The sequence below is a fragment of the Aliiruegeria lutimaris genome (assembly GCF_900099935.1).
GTDB lineage: Bacteria > Pseudomonadota > Alphaproteobacteria > Rhodobacterales > Rhodobacteraceae > Tropicimonas > Tropicimonas lutimaris.
In genome coordinates, this window is the sequence record NZ_FNEK01000019.1 from 1 (window position 1) to 17,501 (window position 17,501).

Genomic DNA, 17,501 nt, shown 5'->3' on the forward strand with positions numbered 1-17,501 from the left:
TTGTCGGCGATGCGCGCCTCAATCCAGCCGGTCACGCCGGCCAGTTTGCGGTGACCACCTCCGTTACCTTGCGGTCGTGGTGTCAGTGATCCGGTTTCCCGCCGCAGCTTAATCAGATCGTTCACAAATCTCGGCGAAACCCGGAAGTGCCGCGCCGCCTCGCGGTGCCCGTGACCTTCATCGACAAAAGCGACGACGCGCTCGCGTAGCTCTATTGGATGTGGTTTGCCCATCTGAGACCCCTATATCTGCCTCAACAGAAGGGAATCACATCACAACCAATCTGGGAAGCCTGAATCAGATAGGCCGCGACACGCTCTAGTGAACGGCTATCCGGGCCTCGACGCCGATCCTGCCCATCCCGCGATTGCGGCGCTGGCCCACCACCTGGACGAACCGGCCCCGGTCAAGGTGTCCTACGGAACCGAGGCGGGCTATTTCGCGGGGCTCGGCCTGCCGACGGTCGTTTGCGGCCCCGGCAGCATGGCCGACGGGCATCAGCCCAACGAGTCCATTGCCCGATCCGAACTGGCAAGATGCGCGGCCCTGCTGGATGTTTTGGTGAGTTGAGGCCGCGAGCCAGTTACTTGGCAGGCGGCGTGAAGCGGAATTCTGGTTGTCGGGCCAGCGTTGCCTCGCGAATAAACGCGGCGACGTGCCGGATGCGCGAAATCTCGCGATCGTCTTCGGAAAACAGGATCCAGTAGGCACGTGTGAACCGGACCTCGTCCGGCATCACCGGGACCAGATCCGTGGTCCCCGTCATGAAACAAGGCAGTACCCCCAGCCCGGCGCCGCCCTGAACGGCGTCGACCTGCGCCTGAACGGTGGCCGCCTTGTAGATGGGGTGGATCTCGGGGTGGACGAGGCGGTTGAAATCCAGCTCGGCGGTGTAGAGCAGCTCGTCGATATAGCCCACGAACGGGTATCGCGGCAGGTCCGCCCGGCTGTCGGGCCAACCCATTCGCGCCATCAGTCCCGGCGCGCCGTAGAGACGTAATTCGTAATCGGTCAGTTTCTGCATCACCAGCCGCCCCGATTGCGGTCGCTCGAGGCTGATCGCGATATCGACATCTCGGTTCCACAGCTTGTGCGTCGACGGGACCGGGACCAACTCGATCTCGAGCGATGGCTCGGCGATGGCAAGCTCCGGCAATATGCGCGAGAGCACGGCATTGCCGAATCCGTCGGGGGCACCGATCCGCACTCGCCCCGACAGATCCCCGGGCCGTTGCAGCCGCTCGAGGATTTCCGCGGCGCAGGCCTCCATCTTTTCGGCCAGCGGAACAAGGGCGCTGCCCGCCTCCGTCGGGACGTAGCCATCGGCCTCCGGGTCGAGCAGGCGGTTATGCAGGCGCTGTTCGAGTTGCTGGAGATGGCGGGATACGGTGGTGTGGCTGACGCCCAGACGCTTTGCCGCGCGGCTGATCCGGCCGGACCGCGCGGTCTCCAGAAAGTACTGAATATCGTTCCAATCGAAGCGATCGGTCATGGGCGTCCTCCCTGCTGCCCTTGATAGCGCAAGGGGCGCTTGAACGAAAACAGACAGTAATTGTGCAGATTCGGGAGTTTCCAGTGATCCTCCCCCCGGTTCAAATGATTGGAAACCGGGGTGCCCCGGCTTTGTGCAGGTTGGACGCGGGGAGGCGACGATGCAGGATTTCGGCAGTTTCGACTATGTGATCGTTGGTGCGGGCAGCGCCGGATGCGTTCTGGCCAACCGGTTGAGCGAGAACCCGGAGACGCGCGTCCTGCTGCTCGAAGCGGGCGGCAACGACCGGTACCACTGGGTGCATATCCCCGTGGGCTACCTCTATTGCATCGGAAATCCTCGAACGGATTGGGGTTACCAGACCGCGGCCTGCGACGGGCTTCTCGGGCGGTCGCTGATCTATCCTCGCGGGCGGCTGCTCGGCGGGTGTTCTTCCATCAACGGAATGCTCTACCTGCGCGGGCAGGCAGCCGATTATGACGGGTGGCGGCAGACGGGGCTGGCCGGATGGGGATGGGACGATGTCCTGCCCTATTTCATCAAGTCCGAAGATTACTACGCCGGAGCCGACGAGGCGCATGGTGTCGGCGGGGAATTTCGCGTCGAAGAGCAGCGGCTTCATTGGGATATTCTCGATGCGTGGAAGGCCGCCGCGATCGCCGCCGGTATCCCGGAGACGGCGGATTTCAACCGTGGCGACAATTTCGGTGTCGGCTATTTCAAGGTGAACCAGCGGAAGGGCTGGCGGTGGAGCACCGCCAAGGGGTTCCTGAAGCCCGCGCGCTCGCGGCCAAACCTGACGGTGATGACCAAGTCACAGGCCGAGCGGCTGATCTTTGAGGGCCGGCGGGCGGTCGGGGTGCGGTTCCGGCGCGACGGCCAGCTTGCCACGGTACGGGCTGGGGGAGAGGTGATCCTTGCCTCCGGATCGATCGGCTCGCCCCAGATCCTTCAACTCTCCGGAATCGGTCCGGGAGCGCTTCTGCAAGAGAAGGGGATCGAGGTCTTGCATGATCAACCCGGTGTCGGCGCGAATTTGCAGGACCATCTTCAGATCCGCTGTGCCTACAAGGTCCAGAACGCGCTGACGCTCAACACCATGGCGGCCACGCTGCTGGGCAAGGCGCGGATCGGGCTGGAATACCTGCTGACCCGGTCCGGGCCGATGTCGATGGCGCCGAGCCAGTTGGGTGCCTTCGCCTATTCCTCGCCCGATATCGCAACACCGGATCTCGAATACCACGTCCAGCCGGTCACGCTCGAAGCCTTCGGGCAGGCGCCGCATGATTTCCCGGCCATCACGGCGAGCGTGTGTTACCTGCGGCCCGAAAGCCGGGGCCATGTGCGGATCACCTCGCCGGACCCGATGATGCACCCCGAGATCCAGCCAAACTACCTGTCGACCGAAGGTGACCGCCTCGTTGCCGCGAAGGCGATCCGCCTGACGCGGGAGATCATGGCGCAGCAACCCTTGTCGCAATACGCCCCCAAGGAGTTCAAACCCGGCCCGCAATTCCAGACCGATGCGGAACTGGCCGAGGGCGCAGGCCGGATTGCCTCGACGATTTTTCACCCGGTCGGAACCGCCCGGATGGGCAGCGATCCGGAAGCGATCGTGGATGAGAGCCTGCGGGTCAACGGGGTCACCGGGCTGCGCATTGTCGATGCCTCGGTCATGCCGCGGATCACGTCGGGCAACACGAACGCACCCACGATCATGATCGCCGAGAAGGCCGCCGACATGATCAAGGCAAGCCGAACCGCCGCAATGGCGTGACTGTCCGCGCTTGCGGATTTCAGGACCGGGTGCTTTTCACTTCCGCCGCCCGAGACAGGTAAACGCCGTGGCGCCTGGCCAAAACCGCAAGGAGGGCTTCGAGTTCCTCGGCCTGACGGGCTTCGGTCCAGCCAAGCGCCTGGGCCGCTATCTCGCAGAGTTCCTCGCAAACGGTTCGGTCGACCTGGCCGGTGATGGCAAGTGGCGTCCGGCGCAGCACGATATCCTCAAGGTGCACAACATGTTCGTTCCGCGCGATCCAGTCGATCTCCGCCCGGCTGAACGCTTCCTCCGTGTCGAGAAAAACCGGGGCGGCGCCTTCCGCGAGGGCGATCGGGCGCGCGGTCGTGCCGTAGCGATCCAGCAGCGTGGCGAGCCGATCCGGCGCGGCGCCGGAAACCCTCGCCAGTTCAGCTAACCAGTCCTCACGCGCGCTTGCCGCCTGCGGCATGTCCCGCCCGCCGCCGATGGGCATCTCGTCGGTTGACTGCTTGCGGGTCTCGCCGAGGCCCTCCAGCACCTTGTCCGCGATCTCCGCCGAAAAGGCCCGGAACGTTGTCCATTTCCCGCCGACAAGCGAGGTCACCGGAAATGGCCGGCCTTCGGTGGGTGCGGCGACCGGCGCGGAGTGGTCGCGGCTGATCAGGCCGGGATCGACGCCTTCCGAGTTCGGCAATGGCCGGATGCCTGCATAGGCATAGACGATTTGGCCAGGGTCAAATTGCAGGCCGGGCAGAAGTTCGCGCAGGCTCGCCATGAAATAAGCGATCTCGTCTTCGGTGCAGGTCACATCGTCGGGATTTTCGGCCGGAATGTCGGTTGAGCCGACCAGCGCCTTGCCGCGATAGGGGAAGACAAGCAGGATCCGGCCATCATCGGCTTCGAAATAGATCATCCGCCCGTTCAGCTGTTCCAGCAGCGCGGGGTGATCGAGCAGGATATGCGACCCCTTGGTGCCGCCGATCAGCTTTGTCTTGATACCAAGCACGGCATTGACCCGGTCGATCCAGGGACCAGCGGCATTGACCACGTTCCGCGCGGTGACACTGCGGGCCTGCCCATCAGCCAGCGTGAATTCCAGCGCGCCGTCCCGCAGGCCGGAAACAGCGGTCCAGTTCAGCGCTTCCGAGCCGGGGGACAGGGCCACCCCGTCCTTTACCAATTCGAGGATGAGCCGCTCGGGCGCCTCGACCATGGCGTCGTAATAGGTTCCAAGGGCGACGATCCGGGGCGTCAGGGCGGGCACATCCGCAAGCGCCTTCTTCCGGCCGACCATCCCGTGGCGCGGCATCACCCGGGCCCTCGCGCCGTAGAAATCATACATCGTCAGCCCGGTCTTGATGAGCAGGGCGCCCCGGCTGCGCGGCGCCGTGGTGGAGCCGAGTAACGTGCGCAGCGCGGCCCACACCCCTTTGGTCCACGAATAGATCGGGATCATCGTCGGCAGCGCTTTCACCAGATGCGGCGCGTTGCGCAGCAACAGGTTGCGCTCGTAGGTCGATTCCGCGACGAGCCGTAGCTCGCCGGTTTCGAGATATTTCAACCCGCCATGGATCAACCGCGATGGCGCGGCGCTCGTCCCGGAGCCGTAATCCCCCTTGTCGACGATCAGACAGCGCAGCCCCTGCGCGCAGAGATCCCGGAACAGGCCCGCCCCGTTGACCCCGGCCCCGATGATGACAACGTCGAAGGCGTCTTGTGCGGTGTCAGGCATCGGATTCTCCACGGCCGGATTTTTCGAGCGCGTTCAGGCGCTCCCATGTGGCCGGCAGGCTGTCGGCAACCTCCCGGAAGACCGTGTAGCGCTCCGCGTAGGCGGCCGAACGCTCCGGCGAGGGGGAATAAGTTGTCGAGATGGCGTCGAGATCGCGCGGGTCTGCGTCGAAACTCTCGAAAGCACCGACGGCCGCCCCGGCACAGAGCGCCGCGCCCCAGGCGGCGGCTTCGTCGGTCTCGCTCACCACGACATTCATGCCGAGCACATCGGCAAAGAGGCGCGCGACGGTCGGATTGCGGGAGGCGCCGCCCGTCAGCCGGGCCTCGCTGCCGCCGAAGGCTTCGCGCAGGGCATCGACATGCTGGCGATGGTTGAAGGCAACCCCTTCCAGCAGCGCCGCCAACACGTCGCCGCGCTCATGCCAGCCGCGCAAGCCGAGGAAGCCCGCGCTCGGCACGGCTCCGAAGGGCGAGCCATAGAGATAGGGATGGAACACGATTGGCGAGGGCCGCTGCAGCGCTGCGTCGATCTCGGGTGCCAGCACGGCGTGGATATTGCTCCCATCGGCCTCGGCCTTCGCGCGCTCGGCGGCGCAGAACGTGTCGATGAACCAGTCGTAATTCGTGGTCGAGGCAGGCGACATAGACATGTTGTTCCACAGCCCCGGCTGCACCGCGCTGCGGCAGAGCCATCGCGGGTCTGTATTCGGCTCGGTGGAGACGCATTCGTTGATCGAATAGGTCCCGGCAACAATCCCCACCACGCCGGTACGATGCGCGCCGATCCCATGTGCGGAAGCCGTGACATCGTGCAGCCCGGCGGCCACTGGCGTTCCGGGTTTGAGGCCGGTTGCCTCGGCAGCTTCCCTGGTGACGGTTCCAACGACCTCCGCGGAATGTGAAATCGCGGCCAGCGCCGGGCGCAGGGTGGAGAGCCCGAACAGCTCAAGCGCCGCGTCGGAATAGTCCTGGCTATGGACATCGGTGAAGGAGGTGCTGGCCTCGGTGCGGTCTGTCCCGAAGGTGCCCGTCAGGCAGCAGCGCAGCCAATCCTTGCAGGCCAACACGTGGCCGATGCGCGCGAAACGCTCTGGCTCCTCGCGCGCCATCCAGGCCAGCAGAGCGGACGGGGCGGAGACATGCGGCGGTTGGCCGCTCAGCGGCAGGCTTTTTCGGTCGATCCCGTCGCGTTCCCACTCGGCAACGACATCGATAGCCCGGCTGTCGAGCGACAGGATCCCGGCGCCGAGCGGATTGCCCGCCTTGTCGAGCACGTAGACCCCGTCGCCATGCGCCGTCGCGGCGACACAGAGGATGTCTGCCGGATCGGTGTCGCTGGTAGCCAGCACATCGCGAATGGCTGCGGCGGTGTGGCGCCAGAGGTCCGCCATGTCGCGTTCGACCTTGCGCGGCGAGGGCTTGAGTTGCGGGACGTTGCGGCGGGCGACACCGAGTTGCCGGCCCGCGAGGTCGAAGATCACCGCCTTTGTTACGGTCAATCCGCTGTCGATGGCGAGAATGCGTCCCATATCTATGCCTCTCTCGTTCTGGGAAGGTGGAAACGGGGCGCCGCGAGGGAAACGGCGCCCCGCCCATCTCCGATCTCCGGTGTCGCGGGCCAAGGCCCGTAGCAGCGGAAATCAGGTTCGTTATGTTTCGTGCCCGCGGCCGGTTGCGGCCACAAGGCAACGGTCATGGTCGTGGCCGTCACTGTTCCGGACCTGCGATCGGCTCATTCGGCTGCCTCCCTTTCCATGGCAACCGTCAGCGCCAGCCCGGCGGTTTCGAGGGCCGCCATGGCCGCGCCTGGTGGGACCCTGTCCGTTATGATCGAATCGAATTCGTCCAGCGCCGCCAGCTTGTGAAGCGCGGTCCGTTGGAAACGTTGGTGGTTGACGAGCAGGCAGCGCCGCGTGGCGGAGGCCATCATGGCCCGTTTCGCCCGCACAACGCCGTCATCCATGTGAAAGGCCTCGACCCCGGAGACGGCCGGGCTCGAAATGAAGGCGATATCGGCGCGCAGCCCGGCCAGCGCGGTTTCGGTAATGGCTCCGAAAAAGGCATTGAACTTGGCCGAATAGGTACCACCCAAGGCGATCAGGGATATACCCGGTTCCGTGCGCAAAGCGTCGATCACGGCGGCGTTGTTGGTAATTACCGTGAGTGGACGCATCCGGGCCAGCCGGGACCCCAGTACCGCGGCCATCGAGCCGTCATTGACCATGATCGTCATGCCGGGCTCGACCAGCGTCAGCGCGGCATCCGCCATTGCGGCCTTGGCCTCGATGTCCTGGCCCTCTCGGAACCGGAAATCGCTTTCGAACCGGGTGTTGGCCTCGATGGTCGCCCCGCCGCGCACCTTGCGCAGCAACCCCTCATTTTCCAGATCGTCGAGATCGCGATGAATGGTCATCTTGGAGACGACGAAACGATTGGCTAGATCGTCCACGGTCAACTCGCCCTTGTTGACAAGGAGCTCGATGATCGCCCGCTGTCGATCGTAACGTTTCACCGGGTTCCCCTCCCAAGGCCCCGCAACGCGCTGTATGCGCTTACGTAACCGAACGTATGACATAACATAAATAACATAACAAGTGTGATTTGTGTTGTTTTGTATTGTGACTTTGGGGCGGGAATGGTAGAAGACCGCCATGGAGGATGGACCATGCCGAAGGACTCGACTGCAATGTCGACATTGCGGCGAGAGAGCGCCCGGACCTGCCATGGAACGCGCGGCGCCGGCGAAACTGGCATGGAGACATTCAGAGTTCCTGGACCCAAGTCCGGGCTCTGTGAATATTTCGGAATTGCCTTGCGCGCGGACCTAACCCGCGCCAAGGAACCAGTCGAAGAATGACGACGCTACAGGAGTTGCCAAGATGACAAACGCGTTGGACCAATTGCGTGAAATGACCGTCGTGGTCGCCGACACCGGCGATGTTGCGGCCGTCAAGGCTTACGGGCCGGTCGATTGCACGACGAACCCGTCGATCGTGCTTGCCGCTCTCAAGGATCCCGCATCCGAGGAGTTGACCGTCCGCGAGATCGAAGCGGGCAAGAAGGCCGGCAAGAGCGCCGAAGAGGTCGCGGCAACCCTCACCGTCGCCGTGGGCGCCGAGTTGACCAAGCTGGTGCCCGGTCGTGTTTCGACCGAGGTCGATGCCTGCCTGTCCTTCGACACGGACGCCTCCGTGGCCCGCGCGCGTGCCATCATCGCCGATTACGAGGCGCGCGGCATCGGCCGCGAACGCATCCTGATCAAGCTGGCCTCGACCTGGGAAGGTATTCGCGCGGCGGAAATCCTTCAGAAAGAGGGGATCGACTGCAACCTGACGCTGCTGTTCTCGCTCGCCCAGGCGGTTGCCTGCGCAGATGCCGGCGCGTTCCTGATCTCGCCCTTCGTGGGTCGTATCACCGACTGGTACAAGAAGGCCGAAGGGCGTGACAGCTACCTGCCCGACGAAGATCCGGGCGTGTTGTCGGTCCGCAAGATCTATGACTACTACAAGTCCAACGGCATCGACACCGTGGTGATGGGCGCCTCCTTCCGCAGCGTCGACCAGATCAAGGCTCTTGCGGGTTGCGACAACCTGACGATCGCACCGAAGCTGCTCGACATCCTTGCCAAGGACGAAGCGGATCTGCCGCGTGTGCTGTCGCCGGAAACCGCGAGCGGGGCTGCCCCGATCCCGATGGACGAGGCGACCTTCCGCTGGGAAATGAACGCCGACCCGATGGCGACCGAGAAACTGGCCGAAGGCATCCGCAACTTCGACGCCGACCACAAGAAGCTGATCGCGCTGGTGGCCGAACGCATGTCTGCCTGATCCGATCAGGTACGTCCCGCGCCCGGCACCCTGATCGCCGGGCGCGTGGCACAAAAAGAACGGCACATTTGTTTCAGGAGAGCGGTTCCTGGTCCAGAAGTGCCCGGGCCGTGGCTTCGTCGGTGATCAACCCCGATAGCCAGCCGCTCTTCAGAACCGCCCGGATTGCATCGAACTTCTCGCGCCCTCCGGCAAGGGCGACGATGTTGTCCTCGCCATCCTCGCGGAAGGGAACCGACAGCGTGCGGGCGGTGAGCGTCGTTTCGAGCCGGTTTCCCTCGGCGTCGAAGAAATGGCCCAGGAGTTCCCCGGTCCCACCCGCCTGCGCGATTTCCTCTATCTCGCTCTGCTCGATCATCCCGGAGGCCACGAGCTGCGTATCGGTGTCCACCGTCCCGATGCCGACCAGCTTCAGCGGTGCCGCTTCGGCCATTGCGAAGACGTCACACACCCCCTTCTGCGCCAGAAGGACCTCGCGGTCCTCGACCGTGTTGGCGAAAAACGGCACCGGCATCACATAGGCATGGGCGCGGGTCTTTTCGGCAAGAAGGTGCATCACGTCATGCGGGTTGGCCGAGAAGTTCCGCGTGAGCCCGCCGAGCAGGGAGACGAAGCGCATGCCCTTGGCGTCGATCCGTGGCAGGCTGCGGACGGCCGCCGCGAGGGTGCGGCCATGGCCGATGCCGATGGTGGAGATCTCGCCCGATTCCAGCCGGCGGCGGATGAAGGCGGCGCCCGACAGGCCGAGCGCGCGCAGTGGCACCCCTTCCTCGCTCAGATCGGGCGCGACGCGGCAGGTGCTGAGCCCGAAGCGCTGGCACAGGGCGTCCTCCAGTTCGAGGCATTCGACGATCTCGCCGTCGATGGAGACTTTCACCGCGCCTTCGGCCACGGCTCGGGCGATCAGTCGGTGCGCCTTGACCGACGGCACGCCCAGCTTCTTGGCGACCGCGGCCTGTGTCAGCCCGCCGATATAATGAAGCCACGCGGCCCGTATTGCCAGGCTGCGCTCACCATCGTTTATCGTTTTTTCTCGGGCCATGGATCTTTGCCACCTTCCACCAGGGCGCAACGCTTGTTACCGGCCACGGCGTTGCTCCGGGCCTTTCATCATATCCTTCAGCCTGCTTCAACCTGGCGGCCCTGACGCCAGGCGGCACGTCAGAGATGCAGGTCCTGAATGCCGGTGTCGATATAGGGCGCCCAGAACGCGACGCTCTCCGCGATCTGCGGGATTACCTCGCGGTCATTCGGCTCGCGTTCCTTGAAACTCAATTCCAGGCAAATCTCGTTATCCACCGCGCCGCCATCGGCAAAAGCCGCCAGCAGGGGTTCCGGTTGGATCCGGCCCTTGGCGTTGAACTCGGCGGTAAAGGGGCGGTGGCCACCCTTGTCCATCAGGCTCTGCTTGATGTGGATGATTGGCGACACCTTCGGCACGGTGCGGGCCCAGACATAGGGGTCGTAATCGTCGGGGTTGGGCGAGGTCACGTCGCCATGGTCGATATCGGCCATCATCCACATCGGGATCGCCATTTCCGCCGCGCTCAGCCGGTCCTGCAGCTGCAAGCAGCTTTGGATCGTGTCGCCGAACTCACGACCGACGCTCATCGGCTCCCAGAAGACGAAATCGAGCCCGGCCGCCTTGCCGTGCTCGGCCACTTCCGCCCAGCTGTCGATGGCGACGCGGATCAGGTCCTCGCGCCGTACCGGGTCGTCGAAATCCCGATAGGTGAAGATCGCGAATTGCGTGCCGACCGAGCTGCCGCCGAGATCGGCGGTGATATCGGCGAAACTCTTGAACCAGTCGATATAGTAGCGACGCACGTCCCGGTCGGGGTGGCCGAAATGGTTGAGACGGCCATAGGGGCCGGTCATGCCGGAGGTCACGCGGGCACCGGTGCGGGCAAGCGCACGGGACATGTCCCGCGTCAGTCGGCGGATGACCGGAGCGGGCCAGGACGGGTTGATGAATTCATGCGTCAACTGGATGTCGCGGAGCCGGATGTCGCGCGCGATCGCGTCGATCAGATCGTCGGGCTCCGCGAAACGGTTCACCAGCGGGTTGGTGTTGAGCGATAGCGTCAGGCCCATGTTACGCCGCCTCGGCGAGGCGTGCTTCGAACCACTCTGCAAAACCGGCCTGCTCCTCTTCGCTCAGATGCAGGATATGCTTGGTGCGACGCCAGAGGACATCCTCGACCGTCTTCGCCCATTCCTCGCGGAGGAGGTAGCGCGCCTCGGCCTCGTAGAGATCACCGCCGAAATGCCGCCCGAGTTGTTCGACCGAGGTCGCCTCGCCCACGATCCGGGCGATCCGGGTGCCGTAGACCCGTGCATAGTGCCGGCGGAGCGACATTGGCATCCAGGGATAGTCTTGCTTCAGCTTGTTGCGGAAGGACTCGAAATCGGCGTTCTCCATGTCGCCGCCGGGCATGGGCGCGCCCTCGGTCCAGTCCGGCCCCATCTGCGGGAAGAACTTGGAAATCCGCTTCAGCCCGCGTTCGGCGAGTTCGCGATAGGTTGTGATCTTGCCGCCGAAGATGTTCAGCAACGGCGCGCCCCCCGTCTCGTCGATATCGAAGACGTAATCGCGGGTGACCGCCGAGGGGTTGCCCTTGCCGTCATCGAAGAGCGGGCGGACGCCGGAGAAGCTGACCAGAACATCGTCGCGGGTTAGCTTCTCCTTGAAATAGCGGTTGCAGGCCGCGATCAGGTATTCGATCTCGTCCTCCTCGCATTTCACATCGTCGGCATTGCCTTCATAGGAGATGTCAGTGGTGCCGATCAGCGCCTTGTCGCCCTCATAAGGGTTGATGAAGATCACCCGCTTGTCGGTGTTCTGCACCAGATAGGCGTTATGCGTGTCCCAGAACTTGGGAACGATGATGTGCGAACCCTTCACTAACCGGACATTTCGCTTGGAATTGGAGCCGGCGACGCGGTTGATGACATCCGTGACCCAGGGGCCGGCGGCATTGATCACCATCTTCGCTTCGAACTCGCGCTCCTCGCCGGTCATCGTATCGCGCGTGGTCAGCCGCCAGACGCCGCCCTCGCGGCGGGCGGAGATGCAGGGCGAGCGGGTCAGAACCGTCGCACCCTTCTCCTTCGCGTCCAGGGCGTTGATCAGCACCAGCCGCGCGTCGTCCACCCAGCAATCGGAGTATTCCAGGCCACGGCGATACTTGTCGACGATCGCAGCGCCCTCCGGGTCCCGCAGCATGTTCAGACGCCGGGTACCGGGAAGCTTCTTGCGCCCGCCGAGGTGGTCATAAAGAAAGAGACCGAGGCGGATGAACCAGAAGGGCCGGTCTTCCGGCGAATGGGGCAGGGTAAAACGCAGCGGCCAAATGATGTGCGGGGCGGCATTCATCAGGACCTCGCGTTCGATCAATGCCTCGCGGACGAGACGGAACTCGTAATATTCGAGGTAGCGCAGCCCACCATGGACGAGCTTCCCCGAGCGCGAGGAGGTTCCCTCGCCCAGGTCGCCCTTCTCGCAGAGTACGACGCTCAGTCCTCGCCCGGCGGCATCCCGCGCGATCCCGGCGCCATTGATACCGCCGCCGATCACGAAGAGGTCGACCTTTGGAATATCCGTCATCTGCTTTCTCCCGTCGCCGCGCCTGCGCGTAGCCTGTCGTTTCGTCCGCTCTGTCAACCGCTGCGCGCGCGCAATGCGGCGAGCCCGTCCCAGACGGGTTCGAGGCCGATCCGCGCGTCGCGATAAGCGGCGAAGAGGTTGTCATAGATTCCGACCAATGCGGGGTCGGGGTTCTCGGGGGCGCCCAGAAGGGGCGTCGTCCATTCTGCGATGCAATCGTCCATCGTCTCGTAGGCGCCGATGGCCACTGCCGCCATCATCGCGCAGCCCGCCGCCCCGGCTTCTTCGCGTGACGAGACCCGCACGGGCGTGTCGAGCGCGGCGGCAAGCACGCGCCGGAGCGCCGCGGAACGCGCAGCACCGCCAGTGATCCGGAGCTCGCTCGGCATGTCGCCCATCGCCGCGTAGCAATCCCGCGCCGCCATCCCGAGCCCTTCGATCACCGCACGCAGCAGTTCGGGAAAACGATGATTGGCGTTGAAGCCGGCAAATCCCGCCCGCGCGTTGGCGTTGACGAAGGGGCCGCGCTCGCCCGCCTCTGAGATATAGGGGTGATAGATCACGCGCCCTGGGCGCGAACGCTCCATCCAGCCGTCGATCCGGGTGACCAGGTCTGCGTGGCTCGGCTCCGGGCCAAACTCCGAGATCAGCGCCCCTGCCAGCGAGAGCGCCCAGTCGACATTGAGCGTTGCGGCCATGTTGGTCTGGACCTGGGTCACGAGATTCGGTACCGGCAGGCAGATGACATAGCCCGTGCCTTCAGCATTGAGATGCACGCCCTCGGGCGTCACGGCCCGCATGTGCACGCCGGTCGAGCCGATGGTCGAACAGGCGGCGCCGGGAGTACCAGTGTGAACGCCCGCACCGAGCGCGGTCATCACCATGTCCACGTAACCCAGCGAAACCGGCGTGCCGGCGAGCAATCCGGTCTGGGCGGCGGCCTCGGCCGAGAGGGGGTTTGTTTGCTGGCTGCCGTCGAGCACGTCGGGCAGCAAGTGCCTGCGATGCGCGAGTCCGAGCGCCGCGATCACCGTGTCGGAATAGCTCCGTGTGCGGAAATCGCCAAAGGTGAAACTCATCTCCGAGGGGTCTGTTGCCCGCACGCCCGTGAGGTTCAGGAACAGCCAGTCCTTGCAGTGCAGCGCCACCTCGGCCGAATCGAGCAATTCGGGGCAGTGGCGGTCCATATGCGCCATCTGGCTTCCTTGCTGGCAGGTGTTGAGCCCGGTGCCGGTGGCCTCGAACCGCGCGCGGTTCGTGGGTTTCGCGGCGAGCGCGGTAACCGTCGGAGCGGCGCGGGCGTCGAGCCAGATCCAGGCATCGGTGACTGCCGTGTTGTCCTTTCCGGCCAGCCACGTCCCGTCGCCCTGGGCTGTTACGGCGATGGCGGCGACACGCGGGGCGAGGTTCTCTATCTTTTCCTGCAGACCACGAAGGGCCGCGACGCAATCGCTCCAGGTGCGGGGCATCGACTGGGTGACCGCGCCGTTCTCGGCAGACTCATAGGCATTTCGCACCGCCGAAATCGCGATCTGGCGACCCGAGAGATCAAAGGCGACGGCTTTCAGGACCGAAGTGCCAGCGTCGATTCCAATGATGATGTCGCTTTCGACCATCACCCGAATTCCTCCCTGACCGGCGCTTTCAAACCCATATCTGCGGCCGAGTCATGATCGATTCTTCACCGATTCCGGGGTCCGCGTCGGTCCCGCGATACTTGAACACGCAGGCGGGCGACGAAGTGGGCATGACCCGAAACGGCTGTCCTCTCCTGCCAAGTGTCTTAGCACGGTTTTTTTGGATTGGGTGATTTTTTTTGCAGACAGAGAAAAAATTTTCACCTATGGTTGGGTCACCCTGCGGCAGTTGAGGCTGTCGACGGGCGCCTCGCCAGAGGTTCGCGGTGGAGCGCGAATCTGGCAGGATGAGGCAAAGGGAGGAGACTGGCCGAGCTGCTCAATGCAGCGAATGGCCTTCTTCAGGAAATTAATTTGCAACGCCTTTTCAGGTGGTTGCGGAAACGATGCCAATGCCCCCGGCGCCAGCGTTCGGGTTCGGGATAGCATGCGGCAACAGGAGAGGGCGGCTCGATATGACGGCAACCGATTCCAATGGGCGCAGGGCTGCGAAGCCCGACCGGAAGAAATGGATATTCGGCGCGTTGGTCATTGTCGTCCTTGGCGCGATCGCGCTGGATACGAAGGTCGTGACCATTGGCGGTGCAGAAGACCTGCGCCAGCAAGCCTTCAACCCTGACCGTTATGGAGTGGATCAGTTCCCGCGCATTCGTGACAACGTCATCGAACGCGCGCCCGAGGCGGTACAGCTCGCCACCGAAATGGCCGAGGACAAGAAGGCGGCGATGGCGAAATACGGCACGCCGACGAGCATCGGCGCGGTGATGCCGGTGACGCTGACCGGCATTGTGGGCGAGGGGAAATCCGGCATCTTCTACGTCGAGGTCGACGGCCTGCCCGAAGGCACCAAGGTCCGGGTCCAGACCGGCCCCGCGATCAACGGAACGGACCTGCGCGACTTCCCCGGCGATATCGCCTTCGGACAGTTCAAGAACCAGATCGAGTATCAGAACGCGGGTGCGGGTATCAACCGGGCAATGGCCGCCGAGGTTCTCGAAAGTCTCGACCGGGACAACCTGCCCGGCAAGACGGTCTCGCTCACGGGTGCCTTCAACCTGATCAACCCGAAGAACTGGCTGATCACCCCTGTCCGCTTCGAGGTGAAGAAATGACCGAGCAGGCGAGGATCGACACCGCCGGTGGAACGCCCGCCGCATCGGACGTCGTGCTTTCGGCCCGGGATGTTTCGAAATCCTGGGGTGCGGTGAAGGCGCTAAAAGCGGTGAATTTCGACGTACATCGTGGACAGGTGACAACGCTTTTCGGCGAGAATGGCGCTGGCAAGTCGACCCTGATGAAGGTCCTTTCCGGGGTCTACCCGCCGACCTCCGGCGAGCTGCTGCTCGAAGGCCGCACGATCACGCTGGGCTCGACCGTCGAGGCGCGCGATCTCGGCATCTCGATCATCCACCAGGAGCTGAGCCTCGCGCCCAACATGAACGTGCGCGACAATATCTTCATGGGGCGCGAGATCCGCGGTCCTTCCGGTGTCGATTATGCCGAGGAGGAGCGCCAGGCCCGCGCGCTGATGCGGGAGCTTGAAGAGGAAATCGACCCGCGCACGCCGGTCGAGGATTTGCGCCTCGGCCAGCAACAGATCGTCGAGATCGCCCGCGCATTGTCGGTCAATGCCCGCATCCTGATCATGGACGAGCCCACCTCGGCGCTGTCAGCTTCCGAGGTCGAGGTGCTCTTCAAGGTCATCCGGGACCTGAAATCCCGTGGCGTTTCCATCGTCTACATTTCGCACCACCTCGAAGAAGCGTTGCAGATCACCGATCATGCCGTCGTTCTGCGGGACGGCGCCATGACCGCCAAGGCGCCGCGCTCCGAGATCGACCTGGAGTGGATCGTCCGAAACATGGTCGGCGAGAATTTCGACCTTGGCTCACCACCGGATGGCTACGAATTCGGCCCCGTTGCGCTGGAGATCGAGAACCTCTCGGTGCCCGCCCCGGGCCGCAAGGGCTACTCGGTCGTGGACCGGATGTCGCTCAACGTCCGCCAAGGCGAGATCGTCTGCATCTACGGGCTGATGGGCGCGGGCCGCACCGAACTCATGGAATGTGTTGCCGGGCGCCTCCAGCCCTCCAGCGGGCGGGTGAAGCTGCACGGTGAAGATATCGAAGGGCTCTCCATTGCCCAGCGGATCGGAAAGGGGCTGGTGCTGACACCGGAGGACCGGCAGCGCGACGGGCTGGTGCAGACCATGTCCGTCGGCCGCAACCTGTCGCTGGCCAGCATCGGCGCCTTCACCAAGGGGCTGTTTACCTCGCGCAAGGCCGAGGAAGCGATCATCGAGAAGATGATCCGCGAAGTCACGATCAAGACCGACGGCGGCAATGCGGCCATCGGCTCGCTTTCGGGCGGCAACCAGCAGAAGGTCGTGATCGGCAAGATGCTGGCAACGGGCCCCGGCGTGATCCTGCTCGACGAGCCGTCCCGCGGCATCGATATCGGCGCGAAGGCCGAGGTGTTCGGCCTTCTCTCGGAAGGCGCGCGCTCCGGGCTGGCGGTGCTTTTCTCGACCTCCGAGGTGAACGAGTGCCTGTCGATCGCGCATCGCATCATCGTCATGCACAAGGGCAAGATCTCGGCCGAGTTCGGCCCCGACGCCACCAAGGAACAGATCATGGCCGCCTCGGGCGAGGTGGATCTCCAGCAGCACCTGAGCGAGACCTTCGGCCTGGAATACTGCGAGGTGGTCAGTGACCTGTACCCGGACGAGTTGCCGCTTGGGCCGCTCGGGTTGGCCGGCGGGGCGTTTATCAGCGGGCAGATCGCCCAGAATCCGAATCTCGTGATCGGCGCCGGTCACGGACGCACGCTACTCGCCTGCGTCGAGAACCTCCCCCCCCCTCGGCCGGCGCCGAACCTGAGACTGGTTTCTCTTATGGGCGGGCTTACCCGGAACGCCGACGCCAACCCGCACGAGATTGTCCACCGCATGGCCGGTATCACCGGGGCCAAGGCCGAGGCGATGCCCGTGCCCTTCATGGCCAACAGTGCGGCCGACCGGTCCGTCCTGCTGCAGCAGCGGGAAGTTGCGCGCGCCTATGAGTTGGCTGGCAAGAGCGATCTGGTGATCGCCGGTATCGGAACGACGGTTCCGGAGGCCGAGCTTGTAACCACCGGCATGATGGAACCTGCAGAGATGAAAGCTATCGCCGACGCTGGTGGCGTGGGCGAGACGCTCGGTCATTTCTTCGACGCGGATGGCAATCCCATTGCGACCGACGTCACCGCACGCATTCTCACGCTGCCGCTCGACATCCTGCGCACGCGCCGGATCGTCGCCATCGCCGGTGGGCGGGTCAAGGTGGACGCCATCCGGGCGGTTCTCGAAAGCGGCCTGCTGAGCGGATTGATCATCGACGAACACACAGCACGCACCATCGTGGACGTGGATCGGGACACCGACTCCTCCGCGGTGCACTGAAACGGA

The 17,501-nt window shown here is 64.2% G+C and carries 14 protein-coding genes; 5 read left to right on the plus strand and 9 right to left on the minus strand.

Going from position 1 to position 17,501, the window contains the following annotated elements:
- On the minus strand, nt 1-233 hold a 233-nt coding region (locus tag BLR85_RS10635; protein WP_139188358.1), incomplete at its 3' end, for a helix-turn-helix domain-containing protein.
- 88 nt (nt 234-321) lie between these two features.
- On the opposite strand from BLR85_RS10635, the gene BLR85_RS10640 reads away from it, so the two are divergent.
- Entirely contained in the window at nt 322-570 is a 249-nt protein-coding gene (locus BLR85_RS10640; protein ID WP_093155248.1) for a M20/M25/M40 family metallo-hydrolase, read from the plus strand.
- Between the two features lie 13 nt (nt 571-583).
- Here BLR85_RS10640 and BLR85_RS10645 read toward each other — a convergent pair whose 3' ends face one another.
- On the minus strand, nt 584-1,492 hold the full coding sequence (locus tag BLR85_RS10645) for a LysR family transcriptional regulator (RefSeq protein WP_093155251.1): 909 nt from the start codon (nt 1,490-1,492) through the stop codon (nt 584-586).
- 160 nt (nt 1,493-1,652) lie between these two features.
- On the opposite strand from BLR85_RS10645, the gene BLR85_RS10650 reads away from it, so the two are divergent.
- A complete protein-coding gene (locus BLR85_RS10650; RefSeq protein ID WP_093155254.1) occupies nt 1,653-3,269 on the plus strand; it encodes a GMC family oxidoreductase in 1,617 nt (538 codons plus the stop codon).
- A gap of 19 nt (nt 3,270-3,288) precedes the next feature.
- On the opposite strand, the gene BLR85_RS10655 is transcribed toward BLR85_RS10650, so the two are convergent.
- The 3 genes from BLR85_RS10655 to BLR85_RS10665 form a co-directional block, all read right to left on the minus strand.
- Complete coding sequence (locus tag BLR85_RS10655) at nt 3,289-4,983, minus strand: glycerol-3-phosphate dehydrogenase/oxidase (RefSeq protein WP_093155257.1); 1,695 nt, start codon at nt 4,981-4,983, stop codon at nt 3,289-3,291.
- Nucleotides 4,976-6,514 (minus strand): FGGY-family carbohydrate kinase, encoded by a 1,539-nt coding sequence (locus BLR85_RS10660; protein ID WP_093155262.1) that lies wholly within the window; start codon nt 6,512-6,514, stop codon nt 4,976-4,978. Before BLR85_RS10660 ends, BLR85_RS10655 begins: the two co-directional genes overlap by 8 nt.
- Nucleotides 6,515-6,717: 203 nt before the next feature.
- On the minus strand, nt 6,718-7,497 hold the full coding sequence (locus BLR85_RS10665; RefSeq protein WP_093155266.1) for a DeoR/GlpR family DNA-binding transcription regulator: 780 nt from the start codon (nt 7,495-7,497) through the stop codon (nt 6,718-6,720).
- 367 nt (nt 7,498-7,864) lie between these two features.
- On the opposite strand from BLR85_RS10665, the gene tal reads away from it, so the two are divergent.
- Nucleotides 7,865-8,812, plus strand: coding sequence for a transaldolase (gene tal / locus BLR85_RS10670; protein WP_068311688.1), 948 nt, complete (start codon nt 7,865-7,867; stop codon nt 8,810-8,812).
- 73 nt (nt 8,813-8,885) lie between these two features.
- On the opposite strand, the gene BLR85_RS10675 is transcribed toward tal, so the two are convergent.
- From BLR85_RS10675 to BLR85_RS10690, 4 genes are all read right to left on the minus strand, one after another.
- The gene (locus BLR85_RS10675) at nt 8,886-9,854 is read right to left on the minus strand and encodes a sugar-binding transcriptional regulator (RefSeq protein WP_212635060.1); all 969 of its coding nucleotides are present in this window, start codon (nt 9,852-9,854) and stop codon (nt 8,886-8,888) included.
- Between the two features lie 119 nt (nt 9,855-9,973).
- Nucleotides 9,974-10,906: a sugar phosphate isomerase/epimerase family protein gene (locus tag BLR85_RS10680; protein ID WP_093155269.1), complete on the minus strand. Its 933-nt coding sequence runs from the start codon at nt 10,904-10,906 to the stop codon at nt 9,974-9,976.
- Nucleotide 10,907: 1 nt separating this feature from the next.
- A complete protein-coding gene (locus BLR85_RS10685) occupies nt 10,908-12,419 on the minus strand; it encodes a glycerol-3-phosphate dehydrogenase (RefSeq protein WP_093155272.1) in 1,512 nt (503 codons plus the stop codon).
- A gap of 53 nt (nt 12,420-12,472) precedes the next feature.
- A complete protein-coding gene (locus BLR85_RS10690; protein WP_212635061.1) occupies nt 12,473-14,035 on the minus strand; it encodes an FGGY-family carbohydrate kinase in 1,563 nt (520 codons plus the stop codon).
- A 476-nt stretch (nt 14,036-14,511) separates the two neighbouring features.
- On the opposite strand from BLR85_RS10690, the gene BLR85_RS10695 reads away from it, so the two are divergent.
- Together BLR85_RS10695 and BLR85_RS10700 are read left to right on the plus strand one after the other, a co-directional pair.
- The gene (locus BLR85_RS10695; protein ID WP_093155278.1) at nt 14,512-15,168 is read left to right on the plus strand and encodes a DUF2291 family protein; all 657 of its coding nucleotides are present in this window, start codon (nt 14,512-14,514) and stop codon (nt 15,166-15,168) included.
- Nucleotides 15,165-17,495 (plus strand): sugar-binding domain-containing protein, encoded by a 2,331-nt coding sequence (locus tag BLR85_RS10700; protein WP_093155284.1) that lies wholly within the window; start codon nt 15,165-15,167, stop codon nt 17,493-17,495. The genes BLR85_RS10695 and BLR85_RS10700 overlap by 4 nt, the downstream gene beginning before the upstream one ends.
- Nucleotides 17,496-17,501 lie beyond the last annotated feature (6 nt).